At 69.0% G+C, this 20,810-nt stretch carries 22 protein-coding genes and 1 pseudogene; 14 read left to right on the top strand and 9 right to left on the bottom strand.

Annotation, left to right across the window (positions count from 1 at the left end; all coding sequences use genetic code 11):
• The first annotated feature begins 1 nt into the window (after window position 1).
• The 5 genes from MLUT_RS21860 (at window position 2) to MLUT_RS21840 (ending at window position 4,502) form a co-directional block, all read left to right on the top strand.
• On the top strand, window positions 2-1,306 hold the full coding sequence (locus MLUT_RS21860; RefSeq protein ID WP_010080036.1) for a cystathionine gamma-synthase: 1,305 nt from the start codon (window positions 2-4) through the stop codon (window positions 1,304-1,306).
• Window positions 1,303-2,349 carry a DUF1852 domain-containing protein gene (locus MLUT_RS21855; RefSeq protein WP_012751106.1) on the top strand — a complete coding sequence of 349 codons (1,047 nt, stop codon included), beginning with the start codon at window positions 1,303-1,305 and terminating at the stop codon, window positions 2,347-2,349. Before MLUT_RS21860 ends, MLUT_RS21855 begins: the two co-directional genes overlap by 4 nt.
• On the top strand, window positions 2,346-3,377 hold the full coding sequence (locus MLUT_RS21850; RefSeq protein ID WP_010080038.1) for a methionine synthase: 1,032 nt from the start codon (window positions 2,346-2,348) through the stop codon (window positions 3,375-3,377). The genes MLUT_RS21855 and MLUT_RS21850 overlap by 4 nt, the downstream gene beginning before the upstream one ends.
• A 195-nt stretch (window positions 3,378-3,572) precedes the next feature.
• Window positions 3,573-3,914 carry a luciferase domain-containing protein gene (locus MLUT_RS21845; protein ID WP_010080039.1) on the top strand — a complete coding sequence of 114 codons (342 nt, stop codon included), beginning with the start codon at window positions 3,573-3,575 and terminating at the stop codon, window positions 3,912-3,914.
• Window positions 3,915-3,989: 75 nt separating this feature from the next.
• The gene (locus MLUT_RS21840) at window positions 3,990-4,502 is read left to right on the top strand and encodes a helix-turn-helix domain-containing protein (protein ID WP_012751105.1); all 513 of its coding nucleotides are present in this window, start codon (window positions 3,990-3,992) and stop codon (window positions 4,500-4,502) included.
• Between the two features lie 37 nt (window positions 4,503-4,539).
• Here the strand turns inward: MLUT_RS21840 and lysE are convergent, their stop codons facing one another.
• The gene (gene lysE / locus MLUT_RS21835; RefSeq protein ID WP_010080041.1) at window positions 4,540-5,154 is read right to left on the bottom strand and encodes an L-lysine exporter; all 615 of its coding nucleotides are present in this window, start codon (window positions 5,152-5,154) and stop codon (window positions 4,540-4,542) included.
• A 71-nt stretch (window positions 5,155-5,225) separates the two neighbouring features.
• On the opposite strand from lysE, the gene MLUT_RS21830 reads away from it, so the two are divergent.
• Window positions 5,226-6,101, top strand: coding sequence for an ArgP/LysG family DNA-binding transcriptional regulator (locus MLUT_RS21830; protein WP_012751104.1), 876 nt, complete (start codon window positions 5,226-5,228; stop codon window positions 6,099-6,101).
• Window positions 6,102-6,125: 24 nt separating this feature from the next.
• On the opposite strand, the gene MLUT_RS21825 is transcribed toward MLUT_RS21830, so the two are convergent.
• Window positions 6,126-7,196, bottom strand: coding sequence for a GNAT family N-acetyltransferase (locus MLUT_RS21825; protein WP_010080043.1), 1,071 nt, complete (start codon window positions 7,194-7,196; stop codon window positions 6,126-6,128).
• Window positions 7,197-8,331: 1,135 nt separating this feature from the next.
• On the opposite strand from MLUT_RS21825, the gene MLUT_RS21815 reads away from it, so the two are divergent.
• The 6 genes from MLUT_RS21815 to MLUT_RS21790 all read left to right on the top strand — a co-directional run bounded on the left by MLUT_RS21815 (window position 8,332) and on the right by MLUT_RS21790 (window position 13,868).
• Window positions 8,332-8,832, top strand: a complete 501-nt coding sequence (locus tag MLUT_RS21815) for an RrF2 family transcriptional regulator (protein ID WP_174260677.1) — start codon at window positions 8,332-8,334, stop codon at window positions 8,830-8,832.
• Window positions 8,829-9,584, top strand: coding sequence for an SDR family oxidoreductase (locus MLUT_RS21810; RefSeq protein ID WP_010080047.1), 756 nt, complete (start codon window positions 8,829-8,831; stop codon window positions 9,582-9,584). Before MLUT_RS21815 ends, MLUT_RS21810 begins: the two co-directional genes overlap by 4 nt.
• Window positions 9,584-10,771, top strand: a complete 1,188-nt coding sequence (locus tag MLUT_RS21805; protein ID WP_010080048.1) for a site-specific integrase — start codon at window positions 9,584-9,586, stop codon at window positions 10,769-10,771. Before MLUT_RS21810 ends, MLUT_RS21805 begins: the two co-directional genes overlap by 1 nt.
• Complete coding sequence (locus MLUT_RS21800; RefSeq protein WP_231936613.1) at window positions 10,768-12,243, top strand: tyrosine-type recombinase/integrase; 1,476 nt, start codon at window positions 10,768-10,770, stop codon at window positions 12,241-12,243. Before MLUT_RS21805 ends, MLUT_RS21800 begins: the two co-directional genes overlap by 4 nt.
• Window positions 12,243-12,632 carry a DUF6262 family protein gene (locus MLUT_RS21795; RefSeq protein ID WP_010080050.1) on the top strand — a complete coding sequence of 130 codons (390 nt, stop codon included), beginning with the start codon at window positions 12,243-12,245 and terminating at the stop codon, window positions 12,630-12,632. Before MLUT_RS21800 ends, MLUT_RS21795 begins: the two co-directional genes overlap by 1 nt.
• 366 nt (window positions 12,633-12,998) lie before the next feature.
• Window positions 12,999-13,868, top strand: a complete 870-nt coding sequence (locus tag MLUT_RS21790; RefSeq protein WP_010080051.1) for a manganese catalase — start codon at window positions 12,999-13,001, stop codon at window positions 13,866-13,868.
• A 371-nt stretch (window positions 13,869-14,239) separates the two neighbouring features.
• Here MLUT_RS21790 and MLUT_RS21785 read toward each other — a convergent pair whose 3' ends face one another.
• From MLUT_RS21785 to arsB, 5 genes are all read right to left on the bottom strand, one after another.
• On the bottom strand, window positions 14,240-14,842 hold the full coding sequence (locus MLUT_RS21785) for a cadmium resistance transporter (protein WP_010080052.1): 603 nt from the start codon (window positions 14,840-14,842) through the stop codon (window positions 14,240-14,242).
• A complete protein-coding gene (gene cmtR, locus MLUT_RS21780) occupies window positions 14,839-15,198 on the bottom strand; it encodes a Cd(II)/Pb(II)-sensing metalloregulatory transcriptional regulator CmtR (protein ID WP_010080053.1) in 360 nt (119 codons plus the stop codon). Before cmtR ends, MLUT_RS21785 begins: the two co-directional genes overlap by 4 nt.
• A gap of 98 nt (window positions 15,199-15,296) precedes the next feature.
• Entirely contained in the window at window positions 15,297-16,634 is a 1,338-nt protein-coding gene (locus MLUT_RS21775; RefSeq protein WP_010080054.1) for an FAD-dependent oxidoreductase, read from the bottom strand.
• Window positions 16,635-16,662: 28 nt separating this feature from the next.
• Window positions 16,663-17,091: an arsenate-mycothiol transferase ArsC gene (locus MLUT_RS21770; RefSeq protein ID WP_002855764.1), complete on the bottom strand. Its 429-nt coding sequence runs from the start codon at window positions 17,089-17,091 to the stop codon at window positions 16,663-16,665.
• Between the two features lie 23 nt (window positions 17,092-17,114).
• Window positions 17,115-18,206: an ACR3 family arsenite efflux transporter gene (arsB, locus tag MLUT_RS21765; RefSeq protein ID WP_029248292.1), complete on the bottom strand. Its 1,092-nt coding sequence runs from the start codon at window positions 18,204-18,206 to the stop codon at window positions 17,115-17,117.
• A gap of 82 nt (window positions 18,207-18,288) precedes the next feature.
• On the opposite strand from arsB, the gene MLUT_RS21760 reads away from it, so the two are divergent.
• On the top strand, window positions 18,289-18,654 hold the full coding sequence (locus MLUT_RS21760; protein WP_010080056.1) for an ArsR/SmtB family transcription factor: 366 nt from the start codon (window positions 18,289-18,291) through the stop codon (window positions 18,652-18,654).
• A gap of 84 nt (window positions 18,655-18,738) precedes the next feature.
• A pseudogene (locus tag MLUT_RS21755) lies at window positions 18,739-18,975 on the top strand (ISL3 family transposase); the annotation flags it as partial.
• A gap of 118 nt (window positions 18,976-19,093) precedes the next feature.
• Here MLUT_RS21755 and MLUT_RS21750 read toward each other — a convergent pair.
• Together MLUT_RS21750 and MLUT_RS21745 are read right to left on the bottom strand one after the other, a co-directional pair.
• Window positions 19,094-19,363: an aldo/keto reductase gene (locus MLUT_RS21750; protein ID WP_010080058.1), complete on the bottom strand. Its 270-nt coding sequence runs from the start codon at window positions 19,361-19,363 to the stop codon at window positions 19,094-19,096.
• A gap of 77 nt (window positions 19,364-19,440) precedes the next feature.
• Window positions 19,441-20,694 carry an IS256-like element ISMlu1 family transposase gene (locus tag MLUT_RS21745; RefSeq protein ID WP_010079590.1) on the bottom strand — a complete coding sequence of 418 codons (1,254 nt, stop codon included), beginning with the start codon at window positions 20,692-20,694 and terminating at the stop codon, window positions 19,441-19,443.
• Window positions 20,695-20,810 lie beyond the last annotated feature (116 nt).

Genomic DNA, 20,810 nt, shown 5'->3' with positions numbered 1-20,810 from the left:
GATGACCGCCGTCCACCACACCACCCGCTCCGTCTCCCGTCCCGCCGTCCGCGGCTTCACCACCACCGCCGTGCACGCCGGCCAGGAGCCCGACCCGCTGACCGGCGCCGTGGTGCCGCCGATCTACCAGACCAGCACCTTCGTGCAGGACGGCATCAACGTGCTGCGCGCCGGGCACGAGTACAGCCGCGGCTCCAACCCGACCCGGAACGGCTTCGAGACCCAGCTCGCCGCCCTCGAGCACGGCGACCGGGCGTTCGCGTTCGCCTCCGGGCTCGCCGCCGAGGACGCCCTCCTGCGGGCCGTGCTGCGCCCCGGCGACCACATCGTGCTGGGCGGCGACGGCTACGGCGGCACCCACCGCCTCATCACCACCGTCCTCGAGCCGTGGGGCGTGTCCAACACCCCCGTGGACATCACCGACCCGACGGCGGTCGCCGCGGCCGTCCGCCCCGGCCGCACCGCGCTGCTGTGGGTGGAGACGCCCTCCAACCCGCTGCTCGGCATCGCGGACCTGGCCGCCTGGGCGCAGATCGCCCACGACGCCGGCGCGCTGCTGGTCGTGGACAACACGTTCGCCTCGCCCTACCTCCAGCGGCCCCTCGACCTCGGCGCGGACGTGGTGGTGCACTCCACCACCAAGTACATCGGCGGGCACTCGGACGTGCTCGGCGGCGCCGTGGTGGTGGCCGACCGCGAGTTCCGCGGCCGGGCGCTGGCCGAGGCCGTGGCCTACCAGCAGTTCGCCGCCGGCGCGGTCGCCGGCCCGCAGGACTCCTACCTCGCCGCCCGCGGCCTCAAGACGCTCGGCCTGCGCATGGACCGGCACGGCGCCAACGCCGCCGCGCTCGCGGGCTGGCTGCAGGGCCGCCCCGAGGTCGCCCAGGTCTTCTACCCCGGGCTGCCCGACCACCCGGGCCACGCGCTCGCCGCGCGGCAGATGGACGGCTTCGGCGGCATCGTCTCCATCCGGCTGGCCGGGGGAGAGGCCGCGGCCCGCGCGTTCGCCGAGGCCACCGAGCTGTTCGCGCTCTCGGTCAGCCTCGGTGGGGTCGAATCGCTGCTCTGCTACTCCTCCGAGATGACCCACGCCTCCGTGCGGGGCACGCCCCTGGCCGTCCCCACGGACCTGGTCCGGCTCTCCGTCGGCATCGAGGACGTGGCCGACCTGCAGGCGGACCTCGAGGCGGGCCTCGAGTGCGCCGCACGCGTCGCCGCCGGCCGCGGGGCGCCGTCGTCGTCCACGGTGCCCCGTCCCGCCCACCACCGCACCACCCGCGCCCGCACTCCGGAGAGGACCCGATGAGCCACGCCACCCTTGTCCCGAGCACCGTGCCCACCCGCGTGGACGACCTGACGTTCAGCATCCACACCACGCCGTTCGACGAGGACTACACGCCCGCCGCCAGCACGCGCGCCACCACGAACTTCGCGAACCTCGCCCGCGGCGCGGACCGGCGGGAGAACCTGCGCGCCGCCCTGGCCATGATCGACGGGCGCCTCAACGACCTCGCCCCCTGGGACAACCCGGAGCGGGACCGCTACACGGCACGGATCGAGATCGTCTCGATCGACGTGCACTTCACCGCCGACGACGGCGCAGACGTCGACTTCCCGCTCATGGAGATGCTCGACGTGCGGGTGGTCGAGCGCGCGACGGGCGCCGTGCTCGGCCGCAGTGTGGGGAACAACTTCTCCTCCTACGTCCGCGACCACGACTTCTCCGTGGTGCTGCCCGCGCACGCGGCGACGTCGCCGGGGACCGAGGAGCCCGACGGCTTCGGCGACCTGCACGGGCGGCTGTTCCGGCACCTGCTCGACTCGCAGGCGTACCGGGATCGGTTCCCGCAGCCGCCCGTGATCTGCATCAGCGTGTCCACGAGCCGCACCTACCGGCGGCTGACGAACGAGCACCCGGTGCTCGGGGTCGAATACCGCCAGGACGAAGCCTCCCGCACGGACCGCTACTTCGGCCGGATGGGCCTGGGGATCCGGTGCTTCCTGCCGCGCGGGGCCGTGGCGCCGCTGGCGTTCTACTCGCGGGGCGACCTGCTCAACGACCACGCGAACCTCTCCCTGGCCGGGCTGATCGCCACCATGGAGACCTTCCAGCGGATCTACCGGCCGGAGATCTACAACGCGAACGCCGGGGCCGGCGAGGTGTACCGGCCGCGCCTGGACCACGGCGACTTCTCGCAGACCCGGATCGCCTACGACCGCGAGGAGCGGGCCCGCCTCGGCCGGGAGCAGGGGGAGTACACGCAGGAGCACTTCGTGGGCCCGCACCGCGACCTGCTGGAGCGCTGGGCCGCCGCCCACGCCGCACGAGACACCGAGGAGACCCGATGACCACCCTGATCCCCACCGCCCTCGTCGGCAGCCTGCCGAAGCCCGGCTGGCTCGCCGAGGAGGAGACGCTCTGGTCGCCCTGGAAGCTCGAGGGGGAGCAGCTGCGCGAGGGCCAGCTCGACGCGCTCGCCCTCGCCGTGGCCGACCAGGAGCGCGCGGGCGTCGACATCGTCTGCGACGGCGAGCAGACCCGCCAGCACTTCGTCACCACGTTCATCGAGCACCTCGGCGGCGTGGACTTCGACCGGCGTGAGACGGTGCGGATCCGCGACCGGTACGACGCGAGCGTGCCGACCGTCGTCGGGGAGGTGGGCCGACCGGCGCCGGTGTTCGTGGACGACGCGAAGGCCCTGCGCGCGCGGACGGACCGGCCCATCAAGTGGACCCTGCCCGGGCCGATGACCATGATCGACACCCTCGCCGACCGCCACTACGGCAGCCGCGAGAAGCTCGCGTGGGAGTTCGCGCGCATCCTCAACGAGGAGGCGCGGGAGCTGGCGGCGGTGGGCGTCGACGTCGTGCAGTTCGACGAGCCCGCGTTCAACGTGTTCTTCGACGACGTCCGCGACTGGGGCGTGGCGACGCTCGAGCGTGCGGCCGAGGGCCTGACGTGTGAGACGGCCGTGCACATCTGCTACGGCTACGGGATCAAGGCGAACAACGACTGGAAGGCCACGCTCGGGGAGGAGTGGCGCCAGTACGAGACGTCGTTCCCCCTGCTGCGCGAGTCCACGATCGACACGATCGCCCTGGAGCGGCACCACTCCCGGGTGCCGGCGGAGCTCATCGGCCTGCTGCGCGGCAAGAAGGTGATGGTCGGCGCGATCGACGTGGCGAGCGACGAGATCGAGACGCCCGAGGAGGTCGCGGCGACCCTCCGGGAGACCCTCGAGTTCGTGGACGCGGACAAGCTGATCGCGAGCACCAACTGCGGCATGGCGCCGCTGGCTCGCTCGGTGGCGCGGGACAAGACGGCGGCGCTCGTGGCCGGTGCCCGGCTCCTCCGGGAGGAGCTGGGCGGGGAGTGAGGGGGCCTGGTGGCCTTGCCTGGCCGGCGGGGCCCCGTCTGGATCGTCTGCATGGATCCTGATGCGAGCCCCCGTGTCCGGCTCACCGCTGACGATCCCCGGCCGGGCGGTCGTCCCGCGACGTCGACCGAGGGGCCCCACCGACAGCTTGATCAGCGATCATCGCCGGAGCTGTGGGGCCGTCTGGTCGCTGCGGTGTTCGCCCTCGACGGCGTCGAGGAGGGCCACAGCACCGTCTCGCCAGCAACGTCGCGCGCCGTCCACCTGACAGGCCGGCCGGAGGAGCGCACCCCGGAGGTCAACCTCTCACCAGGCCGGCGCTGGGAGCCGGTGCACCTGCATGGGGTGGACGACACGTCAGTGCACCTCGTCCTGGCGCCCGAGCGCGGCGTCCGTCTGGCCGAGCTCGGATGGCTCGAACCGCATGGCTACGCGGACTTCGGCACGGAGTGGATGCTCTACGGTCCGCGGGACGAGGCAGAGCTGGCCGTCGTCGTCGGGATCATCGAGGAGTCGCTCGCCTACGCGCGCGGTTGACGCAGCGCCCCGGAGCGGGGAAGCGGACGCGAGAGGAAACTGCGAATTTTTCGTTTTCGCGGGTAGTCTTGTTCCATGACTGCGACGGTGAATGACAAGCACACGGTGCTGCCGCCGACGGACCTCGAGGAGATGCTCGACGTCGGCAGGTTCCTCGACGGCCTGACGCAGCCGGCCGCCCTGGTCGGCCCTGATGGGCAGAAGGTCCCCCTGCCGCCAGAGGCTTTCAACGTCCTGCGGGACGTCGTCGAGGCGATGCGGGTGGGCAAGGCCATCACGGTGGCACCCGTCGACCAGCTGCTCACGACACAGGAGGCGGCGAACTTCCTCGGCATCAGTCGTCCCACGCTGGTGAGGCTGCTCGAGGAGGGCGCGTTGCCGTACGAGAGGACGACCGGTGGTCGGCACCGACGCATCCGGCTCCAAGACGTCGTGTCCTATCAGCAGCGGAAACGCGGGGAGCGGCGTGCCTCGCTGAGCGACCTCGTAGGGGAGGCCTCGCCTGCGGGGCTCTACGACCAGAAGGCGGAGTCCTACCGCGAAGCGTTGCGTCAGGCTCGCGCCGACCTCCGGGGTGAGCGCGGGTAGTGGCTCGTGCCGGAGGCGCGCTCCGGCGTCTGCCGGCTCAGCCCCACACGTCGGAACCGGCGATGAGCCGGACCGCGAGCACCGCCATGACCACCGCGATCACCACGTCCACCACGCGCCACGCCTTCGGGTCGGCGAGCACCCGGGCCAGCAGGCGCGCGCCGTAGCCGAGCGCGGTGAACCACAGGACCGAGGCGGCGACGGCGCCGGCGGCGAAGACCCACCGCGCGTCGGGGCCGTGCTGGTTGGCGAGGCTGCCCAGCAGCACCACGGTGTCCAGGTAGACGTGCGGGTTGAGCCAGGTCAGCGCGAGCGTGGTGGCGATGACCGAACCCGCGGTGCGCGGCGCCTGCTCGGCCATGAGCCCCTGCGGGCGCAGCGCGGCACGCAGGGAGGAGACCGCGAACCAGAGCAGGTACAGGGCACCGCCCCAGCGCAGCACCTCGAGCAGCCACGGCACGGCCTGCACGAGCGCGCCCACCCCGGCGGTGCCGGCCAGGATCAGCACGGCGTCCGAGGCCATGCACACCAGTACGACGGCGCCCACATGCTCTCGGCGCACGCCCTGGCGGAGCACGAAGGCGTTCTGGGCGCCGATGGCGACGATGAGGGCGAGTCCGGTGAGCAGGCCGGTGCCGGCGAGGGTCCACATGGGTGAGGACGCTAGAGCCCGGCCGGGCCTGAGCCAAACGAAGAGAACTGCAGGTGCCTAAGCTCTGCTTCATGAACCTGGATCAGCTGCAGGCGCTACGTGCGATCGCCGACGAGGGCTCGTTCGAAGCGGCCGCGTACGAGCTCGGCGTCAGCGCCTCCGCGGTCAGCCAGCGCATCCGCGCCCTGGAGCGGGAGGTGGGCCAGGTGCTGCTCCGGCGCGGCACACCCTGCGAGCCGACCGAGGCCGGCATCGGCCTGGTGCGCGTGGCCCGGCACATGCGGGTGCTCGAACAGGAGGCGTGGGCCGGGCTGGGCCGCACGGCGGCCGGGCGCAGCGTCACCTCCCTGGCCGTGCCCGCCGACGTGCTGGGCACGTGGTTCGGGCCCGTCCTGGCCGAGGCCGCCGACTGGGACGACACGGTCCTGGACCTGCACGTCGAGGACCAGGACCACAGCGCCCGGCTGCTGCGCCGGGGCGAGGTGCTGGCCGCCGTCACCACGGAGCCGCAGCCGGTGCAGGGGTGTGCGGCGGAGCCGCTGGGGAGCATGCGCTACGTCCCGCTCGCTTCGCCCGCCCTGCTCGCCCGGCACGCGGCGGGCGACGTCGTCGACCTCGGCGCGATGCCCATGATGCGCTACAACGCGAAGGACGACCTGCAGCGCCTCGCGCTGAGCGGCGCCGGGCTGGACGTCGCCCCGCCCACGCACCTGGCGCCGTCGTTCGACGGGTTCCACCGGTCCGTCCGGGCCGGCCTGGGGTGGGGGATGCTCGTGGACGCCCAGGCCGTCGAGGACGTGCGCGCCGGCCGGCTGGTCCGCGTGCCCGGGCTCGACGACGTCCTCGTGCCCCTGTACTGGCAGGCGGCCACACTGCCCGTGACGCGCCTGGTGCGGCTCACGCGGGCGGTGCGGGAGGCGGCCCAGCGGACGCTCGAGCGGGGGTGAGGCGGCGCCGCGGGTCGCGGGCCGTCAGCGACGTCGCAGCGGTGCCGGCGCTTCCATGGACGCCTCGGCCAGCACGGGCCGGAAGCCCAGCGCCTCGTTGACGTCGAGCATGTGCCGGTTCTCCTCGGCGTTCCACGTGATGATCGCGCGGGCCCCGGGCAGCGCGTCGCGCACGGCGATGAGGTTCGCCGCCTTCACGCGCATGCCGAGGCGGTGGCCGCGGTGCTCGGGCAGCACGATGGTGTCCCACTGGTCGATGAGCCCGTCCGGGCGCGAGCGGGGCGCCACCAGCTCGCTCAGGGCAACGATCCGACCGGTGGCGCGGTGCCGCGCCACCGCGCGGAAGAGGCGCCCGGTCGTGAGGATCTGCTCGTCCATGCGACGCACGCGGGCCGCGTCCCACACCTGCTCCACCACGGTGCGTTCCCCGGAGGGCACGTCCGTGGCCATGCGGGCCTTGAGGACGGCAAGGTCGTCCTGCAGGGACGCGTCGGCCGCGCCCTCCCAGGCGTGGAGCTCGTAGTCCGACGAGACGCGTTCGGCCTCGGCCAGGGCGACGGCGGGGTCGATCCCCGGATCGGCGAAGTCATACCGGCTCACCCGCTCGATCTGGACGAGCGCGAAGCCGTAGGACTGGGCGAGACGCACACCCGGATGTTCGGCGGACACCGCGCCGGCGCCGTTGGGCGGGGTGAGCGTCCGTTGCCCGGCCACCGGCCGCGGCGTCAGCGGCCAGGTCTCGAAACGGGTGAGGCCGGCGGTGTCCAGGACGAGCCGCTCGGCCAGTGCCCGGCCGTGGCCGCGTCCGCGGTGCCGCGGGTGGACGTAGACGTTGAGGGCGGCCGCGTCAGGGTCGTCGACCTGGTTGATCAGGACGCGGGCGTAGCCGACCGCCTCGCCGTCGACGTACGCCAGGTAGCGGCGCAGCGTGTGGTCGGTCTCGGCGGCGGCCTGGATGAGCGCGTCCGTGGGGGTCTCGTCCCACTCGGTCGTGCCGATCAGTTCGTGGTTGTACTCGTCTCCGAGCTGGCAGTAGGCCCGCCAGTGGGGGTCGTCCGACGAGACGGGCAGGGGGAATTCGATGATGTCAGGCATGCGGTGACTGCTTTCTGAAGAAAGGGGTGGGCGCAGAGGCACCCGTCGAGCCGTGCTCGAGACGGGCGCGCGGGGAGGCCGGTGGTGGGTCGTCGGACCCACGGCGTCACTGCTGCTGCATCATGGGGTGAACTGTGTCACGATGCGGATCGGTGGGCAAGGGCCTTTGCTGTCGAGATGCAGGCAAGGTTCCACACGACGCGCGGTGGACTCTTCGCGTATCGGGCGGGATCCGGTCGGCGTGACACTGGGTGTCCAGGTGGGCGCCCCCGCGCACCCCAGGGCTCGCTCGAAACGTACGGACGGCTGCCGCTCTAGCGGGTTGGTTGTGGCGAGCCGTGCGGCGGGCGGGCAGGGCCGGAGGTGGCGCACACGGCGCATGGCGGGGCCCCTCGTCACTAACGACCGATTTAGCCGGATGAGCGTGCTCTGATCGACCGGACATCCTCAACCAGGCGGCTCGCCTGGTCGTGATCGTCCACTACGACGTTGAAGAGCGACCCGTCACGGGTCCGGATCGTGACGCGGGCCCGACCGCCGTTGTTGATGCGGACCCCGCCGGGGGCTGAAGCGCGGCCCGTGACGAACCAGTTGAGGAGTCCGTGGTTCATGCCGTCATCACTGGCTGAAGTGATGTCGGAGATCTCCGAGACGGGAATCGCTCGCCTGCAGAACGGCGCGTGAATCCGCACCTCTGGCGTCGGACCCTCAGGGACGTCGACAGTGATTCGAGCCCCTAGGCTCACCAAGCGGTTTCCACGGACTGTCACTCTCATGCGCCCACGATCCGGCATGATGCGGTTCCGACACCAGGGCGGAGGGCAACAACTCACCCGCCCCAACTTCTCCAGCTGAGGTTATGCCGGACAGCGATCTGTGCGAGATACCGGACATTCATCGGCGCAAGTCACACCGCCTAGCAGGCGACGTGGGGAGACTGCCGGAGACATCTGGGGCGCGTGCCACAAACGGTCGTTATCTAGAGTGCGTCGGCAGGAAATAGTCCCTGACCTGCCGCTTCGTGTCGTAGACCGGCGTCCACGTCGTGAGGCTGGAGCCAGCAGTACGAACCGTCTGATCGGGGCACGTCAGCATCCTGGACATCCTCTATCCAGAATGGTGTAGCGTGTTGAGTATGCAGTTGCCGAACGGTGTGGAGTGGACGGCCCACTGCCTGGTGGTGCTGGAACAGTTCGGATCGACCCAACCGGTGCCGAGCGCAGCACTGGCCGAGGCGTACGGGCTGTCCCCGACATACCTGAACAAGCACCTTCAGAAGCTGGCCGCTAACGGCCTGGTGACCTCTACTCCCGGTCAAGCCGGAGGTTTCGCGTTGGCACGCCCAGCCCAGGAGATCACCCTGGCTGACGTCGTTGACGCCCTCGATGGTCGCGGTCCGATTTTCCGCTGCACCGAGATTAGGTGTCAGGGGTTGTTCAAGGAACGCTCGGCTGAGATCAAGGCCAGCGGTCCCTGCCGCATCGCCTCAGCCATGAGACAAGCCGAAGACGCCTGGCGGTCCAGCTTGTCCCAGGTTTCGATCACTGACCTGGCCGCCGGTGTCGATGCCCACAGCCGTCAGCAACTGTCCGAGTTCATCGACCGCAAGCATCCAGAAGGAGAGCATCAACCATGAAGATCGCTGTCATCGGAGCGACGGGAACCGCCGGCTCCCGCACCGTCGCCAAGCTCAAAGACCGGGGCATCAGCCCCGTTGAGGTCTCACGCGCTACCGGGGTGGACCTGATCACCGGGGAAGGCCTGCGCGAGGCGCTGGAAGGAGTCGACGTCGCGATCGACGCCTCCAACGCTTTCCCGCCGGATGAGACTGTCGGCCTGCACGAGGCCCTCACTTCGGCTACGCGCAACGTCGTCGAAGCGTGTGCCGCCCAGCAGGTCGGACACCTCGTGTTCTTATCCATCAGTGGAGTCGACAATCCCGTCTTCGACGACTTTCCCTACTACCTCGCCAAGCGCGCCCAAGACGAAATCGTGGCCGCCAGCGATGTCCCGTCGACAGTTGTGAAGTCCACCCAGTGGCACGAGTTCGCTACCAACCCATCGGCCACCACGTTCGAGGACGATGAGGTTCGGGTAGAGGACTGGCTCGTTCAGCCCGTGGCTGCCGATGCAGTTGCTGATGTTCTGGTCGAGGCTGCGCTGGGGCGCGCAGGCACAGCGACCAGGACGGTCACCGGGCCAGAGGTGGTGCGGTTGCCCGAGCTCACGACCAAGCTGCTGAACCGGCTCGGTGACGCACGCCCCGTCCGCGTCACCGCTCCTGCGCTGCCGGCGCTGTCAGAGGGAGTTCTCCTGGCTCCCGACAACGCCACCGTCCTCGGGCCGGATGTTGACGCTTGGCTCCACACGGTCGATACGTCGAGCTGATGCAGGACGCCCAATCTTCATTGGGCAGTCGGGGGCTGACACTACGAAACGACGCGTGCAGCCGCACGGACCGGGGCTTACTCGTTCAGCGGGTGCTCTCCCCGGTCGATGCCGTGGAGTCGTGGACGGTGCTGGGTGATGACGGTGCCCCGGTGGCTCCGATCGAGCGGTATCTGGCGTACTTGACCCAGATCGAGCGGTCGTCGAACACGGTTAAGGCCTACGCTCACGACTTGAAGGACTGGTTCGTGTTCCTCGGCGTCCAAGGCCTTGGCTGGCGTGAGGTGCGATTGGAGAACGTCGCCGAGTTCGTCGCCTGGCTACGCCGACCGCCGCAGCTGCGCGACGGGACGGTACCGGTGTTGCCGTCGGTGGAGCACCACTGCACTGAGTCCACGGTCAACCGGAAACTCTCCGCGCTCAGCGCGTTCTACCAGCACGCCGCGCGCCACGGCGTCGACCTCGGAGAGCTGCTCAGGGCGTGGCAGCCGGCCGGAGGTCGTGGCTCGGGGTGGAAGCCGTTCTTGCACCACATCAGCAAGGGCAAACCGCAGGCTCGGCGGGCCATCGTGCTGAGCGCGCAGAGCAAGCTCCCGCGCGTGCTCTCCGCCGCCGAGGTGCAGACGATCCTCGATGCCTGTGATCATCTGCGGGACCGGTTCTTGTTCGCGGTGCTGTTCGACACCGGGATGCGGATCGGTGAGGCGCTGGGGCTGCGGCATGAGGACATTGCCGCTGCCGAGTCCCAGATCACGGTCCAGCGCCGGGTCAATGACAACGGTGCCCGCTCCAAGTCATGCGCACCGCGGACGGTGCCGGTCAGCGCGGAGCTGGTCCGGCTCTACGCCGACTACCTTCACCTGGAGTACGACGATCTAGACTCCGACTACGTCTTCGTCAACCTCTGGGGCCGACCCCACGGTCACCCGCTGACCTACACGGCCGTCTACGACCTGGTCAAGCGTCTGCGGCGGCGCACCGGGATCGACTTCGACCCGCACTGGTACCGCCACACCGCCGCGACCCGGATGCTGCGCGACGGTGTGCCGATCGAGGTGGTCTCCAAGCTCCTCGGCCACGCCGACATCACCACCACCACCGCCGTCTACGGGCACCTGAGCGCCGAGGACGCTCGCAAGGCGCTGGAGGAAGCGGGTTGGTTCACCGGCCGAGAGGTGCGACTGTGAGTGCGCCGAGCCCGCTGGCGCCCGAACAGCCATCAAGGGCCGGGCGTGAGCGGCGCCGAACGTCCCTTCAGACCAACAGCTGGGATGCTGAGTACGGCAAGGACGTCTGGCGGCTGCGTGAACTTGGCATCAAGGACAGACGGCTGGCCCGGATCACCTTCGAGGACATCCCGCAGCCCTGGCTCAAAGCCTTGGCCAAACGCTGGGCCCGCTGGCGCCTGGCCACGGGCCTCGGGGTGGTCAGCGTCTCCTCGGGCACCCGGGCGATCGCGCACTTCGGGCAGTTCCTCGCGGACGTGGCACCCTCCGTCCAGGGGCTGGCAGACCTGGACCGGGACCTGCTGGAGCGCTACCTCGCGCACCTGCACGCCCGGTTCTCGGGCACCGTGAAGCACCGCATGTTGATCGGCCAGCTGAACCTGTTCTTCACCACCATCCGGCAGCACGGCTGGGACGATTCCCTGCCTTCGACGGTGATGTTCTTCAGCGAGGACTTCCCCAAGGAGGCCATCCGGCAACCGCGCGCGCTGAGCGAAACCGTGATGGCTCAGCTGGAGAACCCGGACAACCTCGCCAAGTGGAACAACGCCGCCTATGAGCTGATCACGCTGATCCTGATGGGCTGCGGGCTGCGCATCACCGACACCGTCCGTCTGCCGACCGACTGCATCGTCTACGACGGCGAGGGAGCGCCCTACCTGCGCTACCTCAACCACAAGATGAAACGCGAAGCCCTGGTGCCCATCGACGCCGACCTCGCCGAAGCCATCACTGCGCAGCGTCGCCGTGTGCACGAGCGGTGGCCGGGCGGGGAGCCGGTGCTCTTCCCGCGAGTCACGGACAACGACGACGGCCAGGAGTCGGTCGGGGACGGGGTCTACCGCAAGGCGCTGCACAGCTGGCTCAAGCGCTGCGATATCCGTGACGAGCACGGGCGCCCCGTTCGCGTCGTCCCGCACAGCTTCCGGCACACCCTGGGCACCAGGCTGATCAACCGTGATGTCCCCCAAGAAGTGGTCCGGCGGATTCTCGACCACGACTCCCACGTCATGACCGCCCACTACGCCCGCCTCAGTGACACCACGATCCGCCGGCACTGGGAAGCCGCGCGGAAGGTCAACATCAAGGGCGAGACGGTCACCCTCGACCCGGACGGACCCTTGGCCGAGGCGGCCTGGGCCAAGCAGCGCGTCGGACGCGCGACCCAGGCCCTGCCCAACGGCTTCTGCGGGCTGCCGGTCCAGCAATCCTGCCCGCACGCGAACGCATGCCTGAGCTGCCCAATGTTCATCACCACCTCCGAGTTCCTACCCGAGCACCGCCAGCACCGCCGGCAGGTCGTGCAGATCATCACCGCTGCCGAAGCCCGCGGCCAGCAACGACTCATCGAGATGAACCAGCAGGTCCTGGGAAACCTCGACCAGATCATCAGCACGTTGGAGGACGACCAGGACGGCGAGGCAAGCACCTGATGCACGCCGATAACAGCCATCATCTGATCGTCGCTGCCCAGCGACGTCACGAGACGACCCGCGCCAAAGCAACCCAGGCCCTTCGCGACCTCGACCGCGAGGGCGGCACGGTCACCTTCCAGATCGTCGCGGAGAAGGCGCAAGTCTCGCGATCCTGGCTCTACACCCAGGACGACCTCTGCTCCGAGGTCCGACGACTCCGCGACCTCCGGCAAGTAGCCGGCGGCGTACCGCTGCCCGCGTCTCAACGTTCCACCGATGCATCCCTGATACGCCGCCTCGAAGTTGCCAATGCGCGCGTCAGTGACCTCACCGCCGAGAACCAGCGACTCCGGAAACAGTTGGAACACGCCCTCGGGCGACTACGGATATCGAACCAAGAGCGGTAACGGAGTCCGAGCCGCTTCATAGACGGCCCCAAGATAACTGCGTCCACCAGGAAGACCTCCGATCCGCTGAGCCTCGTGCTGGACGTCATGGGCACCTCTGACCAGACTCCAGATAACGACCGTTTAAGCCGCGTGCCTCTGAGAGTCACCTACCCGCCGCATCCGCAGGCGGAGGATGGCGAAAGCGCTCACCCCCCGAGTGGGGCTGGCGTCCATGGCGCGGGTGGTGACCGATGCAGTTCCGGCGTGGGTCAGCACTACACGGGTCGGTCAGACCCGCGTAGCGTCGATGCTGTCCGGCGTGGAGCCCCTCGGGCCTTCACGCATCCGACTTGATCGAGGGGAGTCCTCTCTTGTACATCCACAATGCAGAAGCTTCAGCACGTCTCCAGTCCTGAGAAGCCTGACGCGGTCTACGCCCGCAAGCTGCAGGAGGTGATCGGCGGGCAGTACGGCGAGATCACCGTGGCCATGCAGTACAGCTTCCAGGCATGGAACGCCCACATTCCGGGCAAGTACCGGGACCTGCTCTTCAGCACGGCGGCCGAGGAGTTCGGTCACGTCGAGATGCTGGCAACGATGGTGGCCCAGCTGCTGGAGAAGGCCCCGGTGGGGATCACCACCGACGCCATCCAGGATGACCCGGCCGTGGCCGCCGTCATCGGGGGCACCGATCTGCAGCAGGCCATCGTGGCCGGTGCCGGTGCTCGCCCCGTGGACAGCATGGGGAATCCGTGGACCGGAGCGTATGTCACGGCCAGCGGCAACCTGCTGGCCGACATGACCGCCAACCTCAACGCGGAGATGCAGGGGCGGACCCAGGTGGCCCGGCTCTATCACATGACCGATGACCCGGGCATCCGGGAGCTGCTCTCCTTCTTGCTGGCCCGGGACACGATGCACCAGAACCAGTGGGCGGCGGCTGTGAAGGAGCTGCAGGAGGACGGCCTGGAGGAGATGCCGGTGCCGAGCAACTTCCCGCAGAAGAAGGAGGCCACGGAGCACTCGTACACGCACTATGAGTTCTCTGACGGTCAGGCCACTGCGGAGGGTTCGTGGGCTGCAGGCCCCACCCCGGACGGCAAGGGCGAGTTCTCCTACTCGTCCGAGCCGCCGGCGGGGGTCCCCATGCCCCCGCCCACCCACCCGGACTCCCGTTTCTACGGGACCACGGAGGTGCCCAACCGCGTCGAGAAGCTGGCGGGCACGGTGCAGGACAAGCTGCACCGCGAGTGACCTGACCTTCCCGATGAGGGAGTGCACGGGCCCGTCTGCTCCGGCAGGCGGGCCCGTGTCGTCTGTCCCTGTACGGGTCCGCATCTACCTGGCAAGCGCCGTGGCGAGAATGTGCCTCGCCATTCTTGAGGGGATGCGGGCGCTTCGGACAGGGCTGCGTGGTCGCACGGAGTGTTCTTGACCCACGTCCACGCGGGTATACCCCTTTACACGCCCTGCCCTGTGGCTTCGTTCGCTTGGTGGCGGGGTTTTTGCAGCGCTCCGTGGCGGTCTTGTTGCCGCGATCACGCAGGACTGGCTGCAGGTAGGTGTCGCGGTCTGAACCGAGAGGGGTGCGCCCGGTCGGGGCCGTTTGGATCGCTGCCGCTACGTCAGAGTCCGAAGGCTCCGCCGCTGACGAGGATCACGATGCCGAGGCCGATGAGAACGATGGGGAAGAGGATGTTCTCCCAGCGTTCGAGCACTTCGGCGATCGGGGGGCGGGTGGCGACGAACTTTGCCAGGGCCACCAGGACCGCGACGAGCGCGAGGAAGACGATGCAGTAGGCGACTACTGCGAGAGGTTCCACGCTGAGGAAGAGAGGGGTGTAGACGCCGATGTTGTCGCCGCCGTTGGCAAGGGTGACGCCTGCGACTGTCCACACGCCGACCTTCTTGCCGGCAACCTTGGCCTCGTCGTCATCGTCGTCATCGTCTCCGCGCCAGGCCTGCCATGCGGCCCAGAGGCCGAGGCCCAGAGGGATGAGGCCGAAGTACGGGATGGCTGCCGGGGGCAGGAATGCTCCGGCGCCGATGGTCACCAGGACCGCGGCACCGAGGATGCCGGCGAATCCGAGGTACTGGCCGGCCAGAATGCGGGCGGTAGTGCCGCGCTGGCCTGCCCCTCGCGCGAAGAAGAGGGAGAGCACGATGATGTCGTCGATGTTGGTCGCTGCGAACAGGCCCATCGCCTGCAAGACCGAGGTGAGGCTCATGCGCCCTCCCCAGCTGCGTCGCATCCGGGAAGCGAGCAGGCGGGATCGATGCACGGAGCACTCTCATCCACCGCGAGGGTGACCTCGACCAGAGCAGTCAGCGCCCGCGCCAGGTGTGCATCGGCGATCTCGTATCGGGTCTGGCGGCCCTCGGCCACGGCGACCGCGATCCCGCAGTCCCGCAAGCACGCCAGGTGGTTCGACACGTTCGACCGGGTCAGCCCCAAGTCTCGCGCTAGTTCGGCCGGGTACGCCGGCCGTTCCAGCAAGGTCATCAGGATCCGCGACCGGGTGGGGTCGGCCATCGCTCGGCCCAACCGGTTCATCACATCAACACGAGAGGCGATAGTCAGCATTCACTGAACTATACAGTATGAGCTGAACTTACAGTGTCGCCTCGTAAAGCTATACCCCAGCGGGGCGGCACAGAACGTCGTGCCGTCCCGCTGTTTGCTCATCGGCCGACGGGGAGCTCGATCAGTTGCGGGCTGCTGCAGCAGGCGTCGCCGGCTGTGGCTGGGGCGTCGCAGCCGCCGCCGAGGTCGGTGGTGCATACGCCGGTCTCGGGTAGTTCGAGGTGGACTGCGTCGGCTGCTTTGCGGTCGCCGGCCAGGGCTGCTGCGATGGAGCGGACCTGTTCGTAGCCGGTGGCCATGAGGAAGGTGGGGGCGCGGCCGTAGCTCTTCATCCCCACGATGTAGAAGTTCGTCTCCGGGTGGGCGAGGACTCGCTCACCGTGAGGCTCGACGGATCCGCAGGAGTGGAACTCGGGATCGATCAGCGGCTCCAGCTGGGACGGTGCTTCGACGGCCGGGTCCAGGGCCAGGCGGAGTTCGGAGAGCATTCCGAGATCAGGGCGGAACCCGGTGGCGGGCACCAGCACATCGACGCTCACTTCTCGCTCCCCGTCCGGGGTCACAGCGTGGACGGTCAACGTGTCGTCGGCTCTGAAGCGAGTGCTGGTGAAGGAGGTGAGGACCGCGATGCGTCCGGAGTCGACCAGCTGGCGCAGTCGCGAGCCGAGCGCTCCTCGGGCTGCGAGTTCGTCCTGGTCGCCGCCCCCGTAGACGCGGGTGAGGTCTGCGGTGCGAGCGGCCCACATGATGGTGGTGTCGGCCTCCAGGTCCGCGAGGTCCAGCAGGGTATTGGCGGCTGAGTGGCCGGCACCGGTCACCATGACTCGCTTGCCGGCGAAGCGGTCACGGTCGCGGCCCTGCACGTCAGGCAGCGGCGCGGTGATGTGGCCCGCGGCGCGGGCCTGCTGCTCGCCGGGAGCAAGGAGCCCGGCCTGTCCGAGGGGGTTGGGCGTGGACCAGGTGCCGGAGGCGTCGATGACCGCGGAGGCGAGCACGTCTTCGCTGTGCCCGTCGGTGGTCTGGATCCGGACGAGGAAGGGGGTCTCCTCGCGGCGTGCGGTGCGGGTCTTGTCGATGCCGGCGCGGGAGACGGCGGTGACCCGCGCCCCGTAGCGGATCGACTCGGCGAGCTGGGGAAGCTGCGCGAGCGGTTCGAGGTAATGCTCGCGCAGTTCGTGACCGGTCGGGAGAACGTCGGCGTCGGGTGCGGTCCAGCCGGCAGCTTCGAGGAGACGCTGTGCGGCGGCGTCGAGGTTGTGCTGCCACGGCGAGAAGAGCCGCGTGTGCCCCCACTCGGCGATCGCGGCTCCTGCCGCGGTCCCGGCCTCGAGGATCAGGAACGGCAGGCCGCGCTCAGAGAGGTGGGCAGCGGCGGCAAGGCCGATGGGGCCAGCGCCGATGACGACAATGGGATGTGAGTTCGTTGCGGTGGTCAAGATGATGAGTCTCCTTGCTGCGGGGCGGTCAGTTCGCGGTGCCGGTGAGGTCGGTCAGGAGCTTGCGGACGTGGGTGTCGATGTCGTCGCGGACCAAGCGCATCCGCTCCATCCCTTCGATGCCGCGCTGAGAGGGCTCATCGGTGTGCCAGGTCGTGACCGGCGCGGTCATGCCCTCGACGGGTTTGATGACGGCTTCGTCGCCGATGACGATCACGTGGTCGACGCTTCGCAGCAGCTCGGGGGTGACCGGCTGCGGGACGGCGGAGGACATGTCCGCGCCGACCTCGGCGATCGCCTCCGCGGACTGGGCGTTGATGGCGGTGCCCGGGCGGGTGCCGGCGGAATGCACGTCGACCTCATCCCCGGCGTGATGGCGCATGAGGGCGGCGGCCATCTGGGACTTGCCGCCGTTCTTCACGCAGACGAACAGGACTGAAGGGCGCTTCGTGGTCATGGCGAGGGGATCCTTCTGTGGGGTCATCGGGTGGGGGCGGTGGTGTCGCCGGGGAACAGGCGCCGCCCCATAGCGAGGGCGACGTAGACGAGGGCGACGAGGACGGGGACTTCGATCAGCGGGCCGACGACGCCGGCGAGGGCCTGGCCGGAGGTGACTCCGAAGGTGCCGATGGCGACGGCGATGGCGAGCTCGAAGTTGTTGCCCGAGGCCGTGAACGCGACGGTCGTGGACTTCGCGTAGTCGAGGCCGATCGCGCGGCCGAGCAGGAAGGACCCCAGGAACATGACGACGAAGTAGACCAGCAGCGGCAGGGCGATGCGGGCCACGTCCCCCGGTGCGGAGATGATCGCGTCGCCCTGGAGGGCGAACAGCAGCACGATGGTGAACAGCAGCCCGTACAGCGCCCAGGAGCCGATCTTCGGGAGGAACCGCTCCTCGTACCAGGTCCGACCCTTGGCTCGCTCACCGAGGATGCGGGTCAGGAACCCTGCGACCAGCGGGATCCCGAGGAAGATCAGCACGCTGAGGACGATCGCGCCGATCGAGAACTCGGCCGACGTGGTCGGCAGCCCCAGCCAGGATGGCAGCGCCTGGAGGTAGAACCAGCCCAGGGCACCGAAGGCGATCACCTGGAAGACGGAGTTGATCGCGACCAGCACCGCGGCTGCTTCTCGGTCACCGCAGGCGAGGTCGTTCCAGATGAGGACCATCGCGATGCAGCGTGCGAGTCCGACGATGATCAGGCCGGTGCGGTACTCTGGAAGGTCGGCCAGGAAGATCCAGGCCAGGGCGAACATGAGTGCCGGGCCGACGATCCAGTTCAGCACCAGCGAGGTCACCAGCAGGCGTCGGTCCGCGCCGATACGCCGGGTCTCGTCGTAGCGGACCTTCGCCAGGACCGGGTACATCATCACCAACAGTCCGATCGCAATGGGCAGGGACACGGATCCGATCTTCACCGCCTCCAGCGCGGTGTTCAGGCCGGGGATGAACCGCCCCAGCAGGAGACCCACTGCCATGGCGGCCAGGATCCACACCGGGAGCCAGCGATCGAGGAAGGACATCTCCTTCATCACGCGGGGCTGCTCCACATCCTTGGTGGTCGTACTCATGAGGGGGGCCGAACCTTCCATCGACGGATATCGATGCGAACGCTATGCTTCACATCGATGACTGTCAATGTAAGGTGGGGGCATGTCCACGACGACCGCGATCACAGCTGCCGGGCTCGAGACGATGAACGGCCCTGAGGAGTGCTGCACGCTCTCAGCGGGGCCCGTCGACAGCGTCGAGGCCGAGAGGATCGCGTCCTTGCTCAAGGCGCTTTCCGACCCGACCCGTCTCCGGCTTCTGTCCCATGTCGCTGCTCAGGGCTGCAATTCGGTCTGCGCCTGTGATCTCACCGAGCCGCTGGGCATCAGCCAGCCGACCGTGAGTCACCACATGAAGAAGCTCGTCGACGCTGGCCTGCTCACGCGCGAGCAGAAGGGCCGCTGGGCGCACTACTCCGTCGTGCCGTCGGCCTTCGCCGAGCTCCGTTCCTTCCTCGACATCGCCTGAACCCCCGCCGCCGACTTTGGAGATCCTCCTGACCGCACGGCCCAGTGTCCAGGTCGTCTGCGTCCACAACGCCGGTCGCTCGCAGTCCGGTTAGCCGGCGACGCGTTGGTCCGCTGCCACCGCCGGGTCCAGCAGGACCTGCATGGCCACCGCGGCCGCACGGGCGACCCGCTCTACTCCGCCCGTCGAACCCTGCACGCCGGAACCGGGTTGCTCACCGACAAGCAGAGGGCCCGGCTCGAGGCCACTTGGGGGACCTGCCAGCGGATGATCAGCGCCTACCGCGAACCCGACAGGGCTCGAGGAAAGGAGTCGATGGATGGCGTGCACAGGTTCAGGAGGAGGTGACAGGCAGGTCCTTCGGAGACTTGCGCTGACCGGAGCGCTGCCCGGACTGCCCGGACCGCCCGGACCGACCGGGCTGCGCCCTTGGGCAGGGTCACAGCATTTCCAGTGGTCGCGGTCCGCTCGGGGGCGGAAACGCACGGTCCAGAGCATCCAGGTCTTCGCGGGTCAGCTGCACGTCCAGTGCTGTGGCGTTGTCGCGCACGTGCTGCGGGCTGCTCGCCTTGGGGATCGTGCAGAGCGAGTCGCGGCGCAGCACCCAGGCAAGGGCCGCCGCCGCGGGGCTGACGCTGTGACGGGCCGCGACGTCGTTCAGCGTCGTGTCGTCAAGGATGCGGCCCTGCTCGATCGGCGAGTACGCCATGACCGGCAGCTGGTGGTCGGTGCACCACGGTCAAGTCCCGAGTAGTGGTGTAACGCTCTGATCCTCCATTGGTGCTGTTAGGCGCTGAGTTCGAGGGTGGTTTCCGGTTCGGCGTTCACCTCGTTCTCGGTGTCGTCCACGGTGGTGAGGCGGCAGCGGGCCAACACCTCGAGGCCGAGGTAGCGGCGGCCCTCGGCCCACTCATCGGTCTGCTCAGCCAGCACCGCCCCGACCAGGCGCACGATCGCTGCCCGGTTCGGGAAGATGCCCACGGCGTCGGTGCGACGCCGGATCTCGCGGTTGAGCCGTTCGGCCGGGTTGTTCGACCAGATCTGGGTCCACACGTCCTTGGGGAACGTGGTGAACGCCAGGATGTCCGCCCGGGCACCATCGAGGTGTTCGGCCACCGCGGGCAGCTTTTCGCTGACGTAGTCCAGCAGCCGGTCGAACTGGGCGTCCACGCTGGCGGCGTCGGGCTGGTCATACACCGAGTGCAGCATGGCCTTCACGGCCGGCCACATGGACTTGGGGGTGATGCCCATCAGGTTCGCCGCGTAGTGGGTCCGGCACCGCTGCCAGGTCGCTCCGGGCAGGTTCGCGGCGATGGCGTCCTTGAGCCCGGTGTGGGCGTCGGAAGTGACCAGGCGGACTCCGGTCAGGCCCCGGGCCACCAGGTCGGCGAAGAACTCGTTCCACGCCGACCCCGTCTCCGAGGTGGCCACCCGCAGGCCGAGGACCTCGCGGTGGCCGTCACCATTGACCCCGGTGGCCAGCAGCACCACGGCGTTGACCACCCGGCCGCCCTCGCGGACCTTCATGCTCAGCGCGTCGGCGGCCACGAACGTGAACGGCCCAGCCTCCCCGAGCGGGCGATGACGGAAGGACTCGACCTGCTCGTCCAGCTCGGTGGCCATCCGCGAGACCTGGGACTTCGACAGCGCGTTGATCCCGAGGGTCTTGACCAGTTTGTCCATCCGCCGGGTCGAGACCCCGGCCAGGTAGCAGTCGGCGACCACCGTGATCAGCGCGGATTCGGCCCTTTTGCGGCGCTCGAGCAGCCACTCCGGGAAGTACGTGCCCGACCTGAGTTTGGGGATCGCCACGTCCAGGGTCCCGACCCGGGTGTCCAGGTCCCGGTGCCGGTACCCGTTGCGCTGGGTAGCTCGGCCCGGGGTGGGTTTACCCCATTCGGCGCCGACCACCGCGTCGGCGTCAGCGGAGAGCAGGGAGTTGATCACGGTCTGCAGCAACGAACGCATCAAATCCGGGGATGCTTCGGACAGGGCTTCGCCGAGCAGGCCGGCAGGGTCGACAATATGAGGAGCGGTCATCGTGATGACTCCGTTCGAGGATTCTGTGGAAGGTTGACTCGAAGGATCACACGGTGGCCGCGTCCACATCCGGAACGACGTGCCCAGTCACCGTGCGCTACACCACTCTATGGGGC

It is taken from the genome of Micrococcus luteus NCTC 2665 (assembly GCF_000023205.1).
In the GTDB taxonomy this organism is placed as follows: domain Bacteria; phylum Actinomycetota; class Actinomycetes; order Actinomycetales; family Micrococcaceae; genus Micrococcus; species Micrococcus luteus.
The sequence above is the reverse complement of the archived record's forward strand: the minus strand, read 5'-3'. Positions and strand labels throughout refer to the sequence as shown.

What these genes read in the sequence shown, in the direction of transcription:
- MLUT_RS21860 (WP_010080036.1), top strand. Translation starts at nt 2, where the DNA reads ATGACCGCCGTCCACCACACCACCCGCTCCGTCTCCCGTCCCGCCGTC.
- MLUT_RS21855 (WP_012751106.1), top strand. Translation starts at nt 1,303, where the DNA reads ATGAGCCACGCCACCCTTGTCCCGAGCACCGTGCCCACCCGCGTGGAC.
- MLUT_RS21850 (WP_010080038.1), top strand. Translation starts at nt 2,346, where the DNA reads ATGACCACCCTGATCCCCACCGCCCTCGTCGGCAGCCTGCCGAAGCCC.
- MLUT_RS21840 (WP_012751105.1), top strand. Translation starts at nt 3,990, where the DNA reads ATGACTGCGACGGTGAATGACAAGCACACGGTGCTGCCGCCGACGGAC.
- lysE (WP_010080041.1), bottom strand. Translation starts at nt 5,154, where the DNA reads ATGTGGACCCTCGCCGGCACCGGCCTGCTCACCGGACTCGCCCTCATC.
- MLUT_RS21830 (WP_012751104.1), top strand. Translation starts at nt 5,226, where the DNA reads ATGAACCTGGATCAGCTGCAGGCGCTACGTGCGATCGCCGACGAGGGC.
- MLUT_RS21825 (WP_010080043.1), bottom strand. Translation starts at nt 7,196, where the DNA reads ATGCCTGACATCATCGAATTCCCCCTGCCCGTCTCGTCGGACGACCCC.
- MLUT_RS21815 (WP_174260677.1), top strand. Translation starts at nt 8,332, where the DNA reads ATGCAGTTGCCGAACGGTGTGGAGTGGACGGCCCACTGCCTGGTGGTG.
- MLUT_RS21810 (WP_010080047.1), top strand. Translation starts at nt 8,829, where the DNA reads ATGAAGATCGCTGTCATCGGAGCGACGGGAACCGCCGGCTCCCGCACC.
- MLUT_RS21805 (WP_010080048.1), top strand. Translation starts at nt 9,584, where the DNA reads ATGCAGGACGCCCAATCTTCATTGGGCAGTCGGGGGCTGACACTACGA.
- MLUT_RS21795 (WP_010080050.1), top strand. Translation starts at nt 12,243, where the DNA reads ATGCACGCCGATAACAGCCATCATCTGATCGTCGCTGCCCAGCGACGT.
- MLUT_RS21790 (WP_010080051.1), top strand. Translation starts at nt 12,999, where the DNA reads ATGCAGAAGCTTCAGCACGTCTCCAGTCCTGAGAAGCCTGACGCGGTC.
- MLUT_RS21785 (WP_010080052.1), bottom strand. Translation starts at nt 14,842, where the DNA reads ATGAGCCTCACCTCGGTCTTGCAGGCGATGGGCCTGTTCGCAGCGACC.
- cmtR (WP_010080053.1), bottom strand. Translation starts at nt 15,198, where the DNA reads ATGCTGACTATCGCCTCTCGTGTTGATGTGATGAACCGGTTGGGCCGA.
- MLUT_RS21770 (WP_002855764.1), bottom strand. Translation starts at nt 17,091, where the DNA reads ATGACCACGAAGCGCCCTTCAGTCCTGTTCGTCTGCGTGAAGAACGGC.
- arsB (WP_029248292.1), bottom strand. Translation starts at nt 18,206, where the DNA reads ATGAGTACGACCACCAAGGATGTGGAGCAGCCCCGCGTGATGAAGGAG.
- MLUT_RS21760 (WP_010080056.1), top strand. Translation starts at nt 18,289, where the DNA reads ATGTCCACGACGACCGCGATCACAGCTGCCGGGCTCGAGACGATGAAC.
- MLUT_RS21750 (WP_010080058.1), bottom strand. Translation starts at nt 19,363, where the DNA reads ATGGCGTACTCGCCGATCGAGCAGGGCCGCATCCTTGACGACACGACG.
- MLUT_RS21745 (WP_010079590.1), bottom strand. Translation starts at nt 20,694, where the DNA reads ATGACCGCTCCTCATATTGTCGACCCTGCCGGCCTGCTCGGCGAAGCC.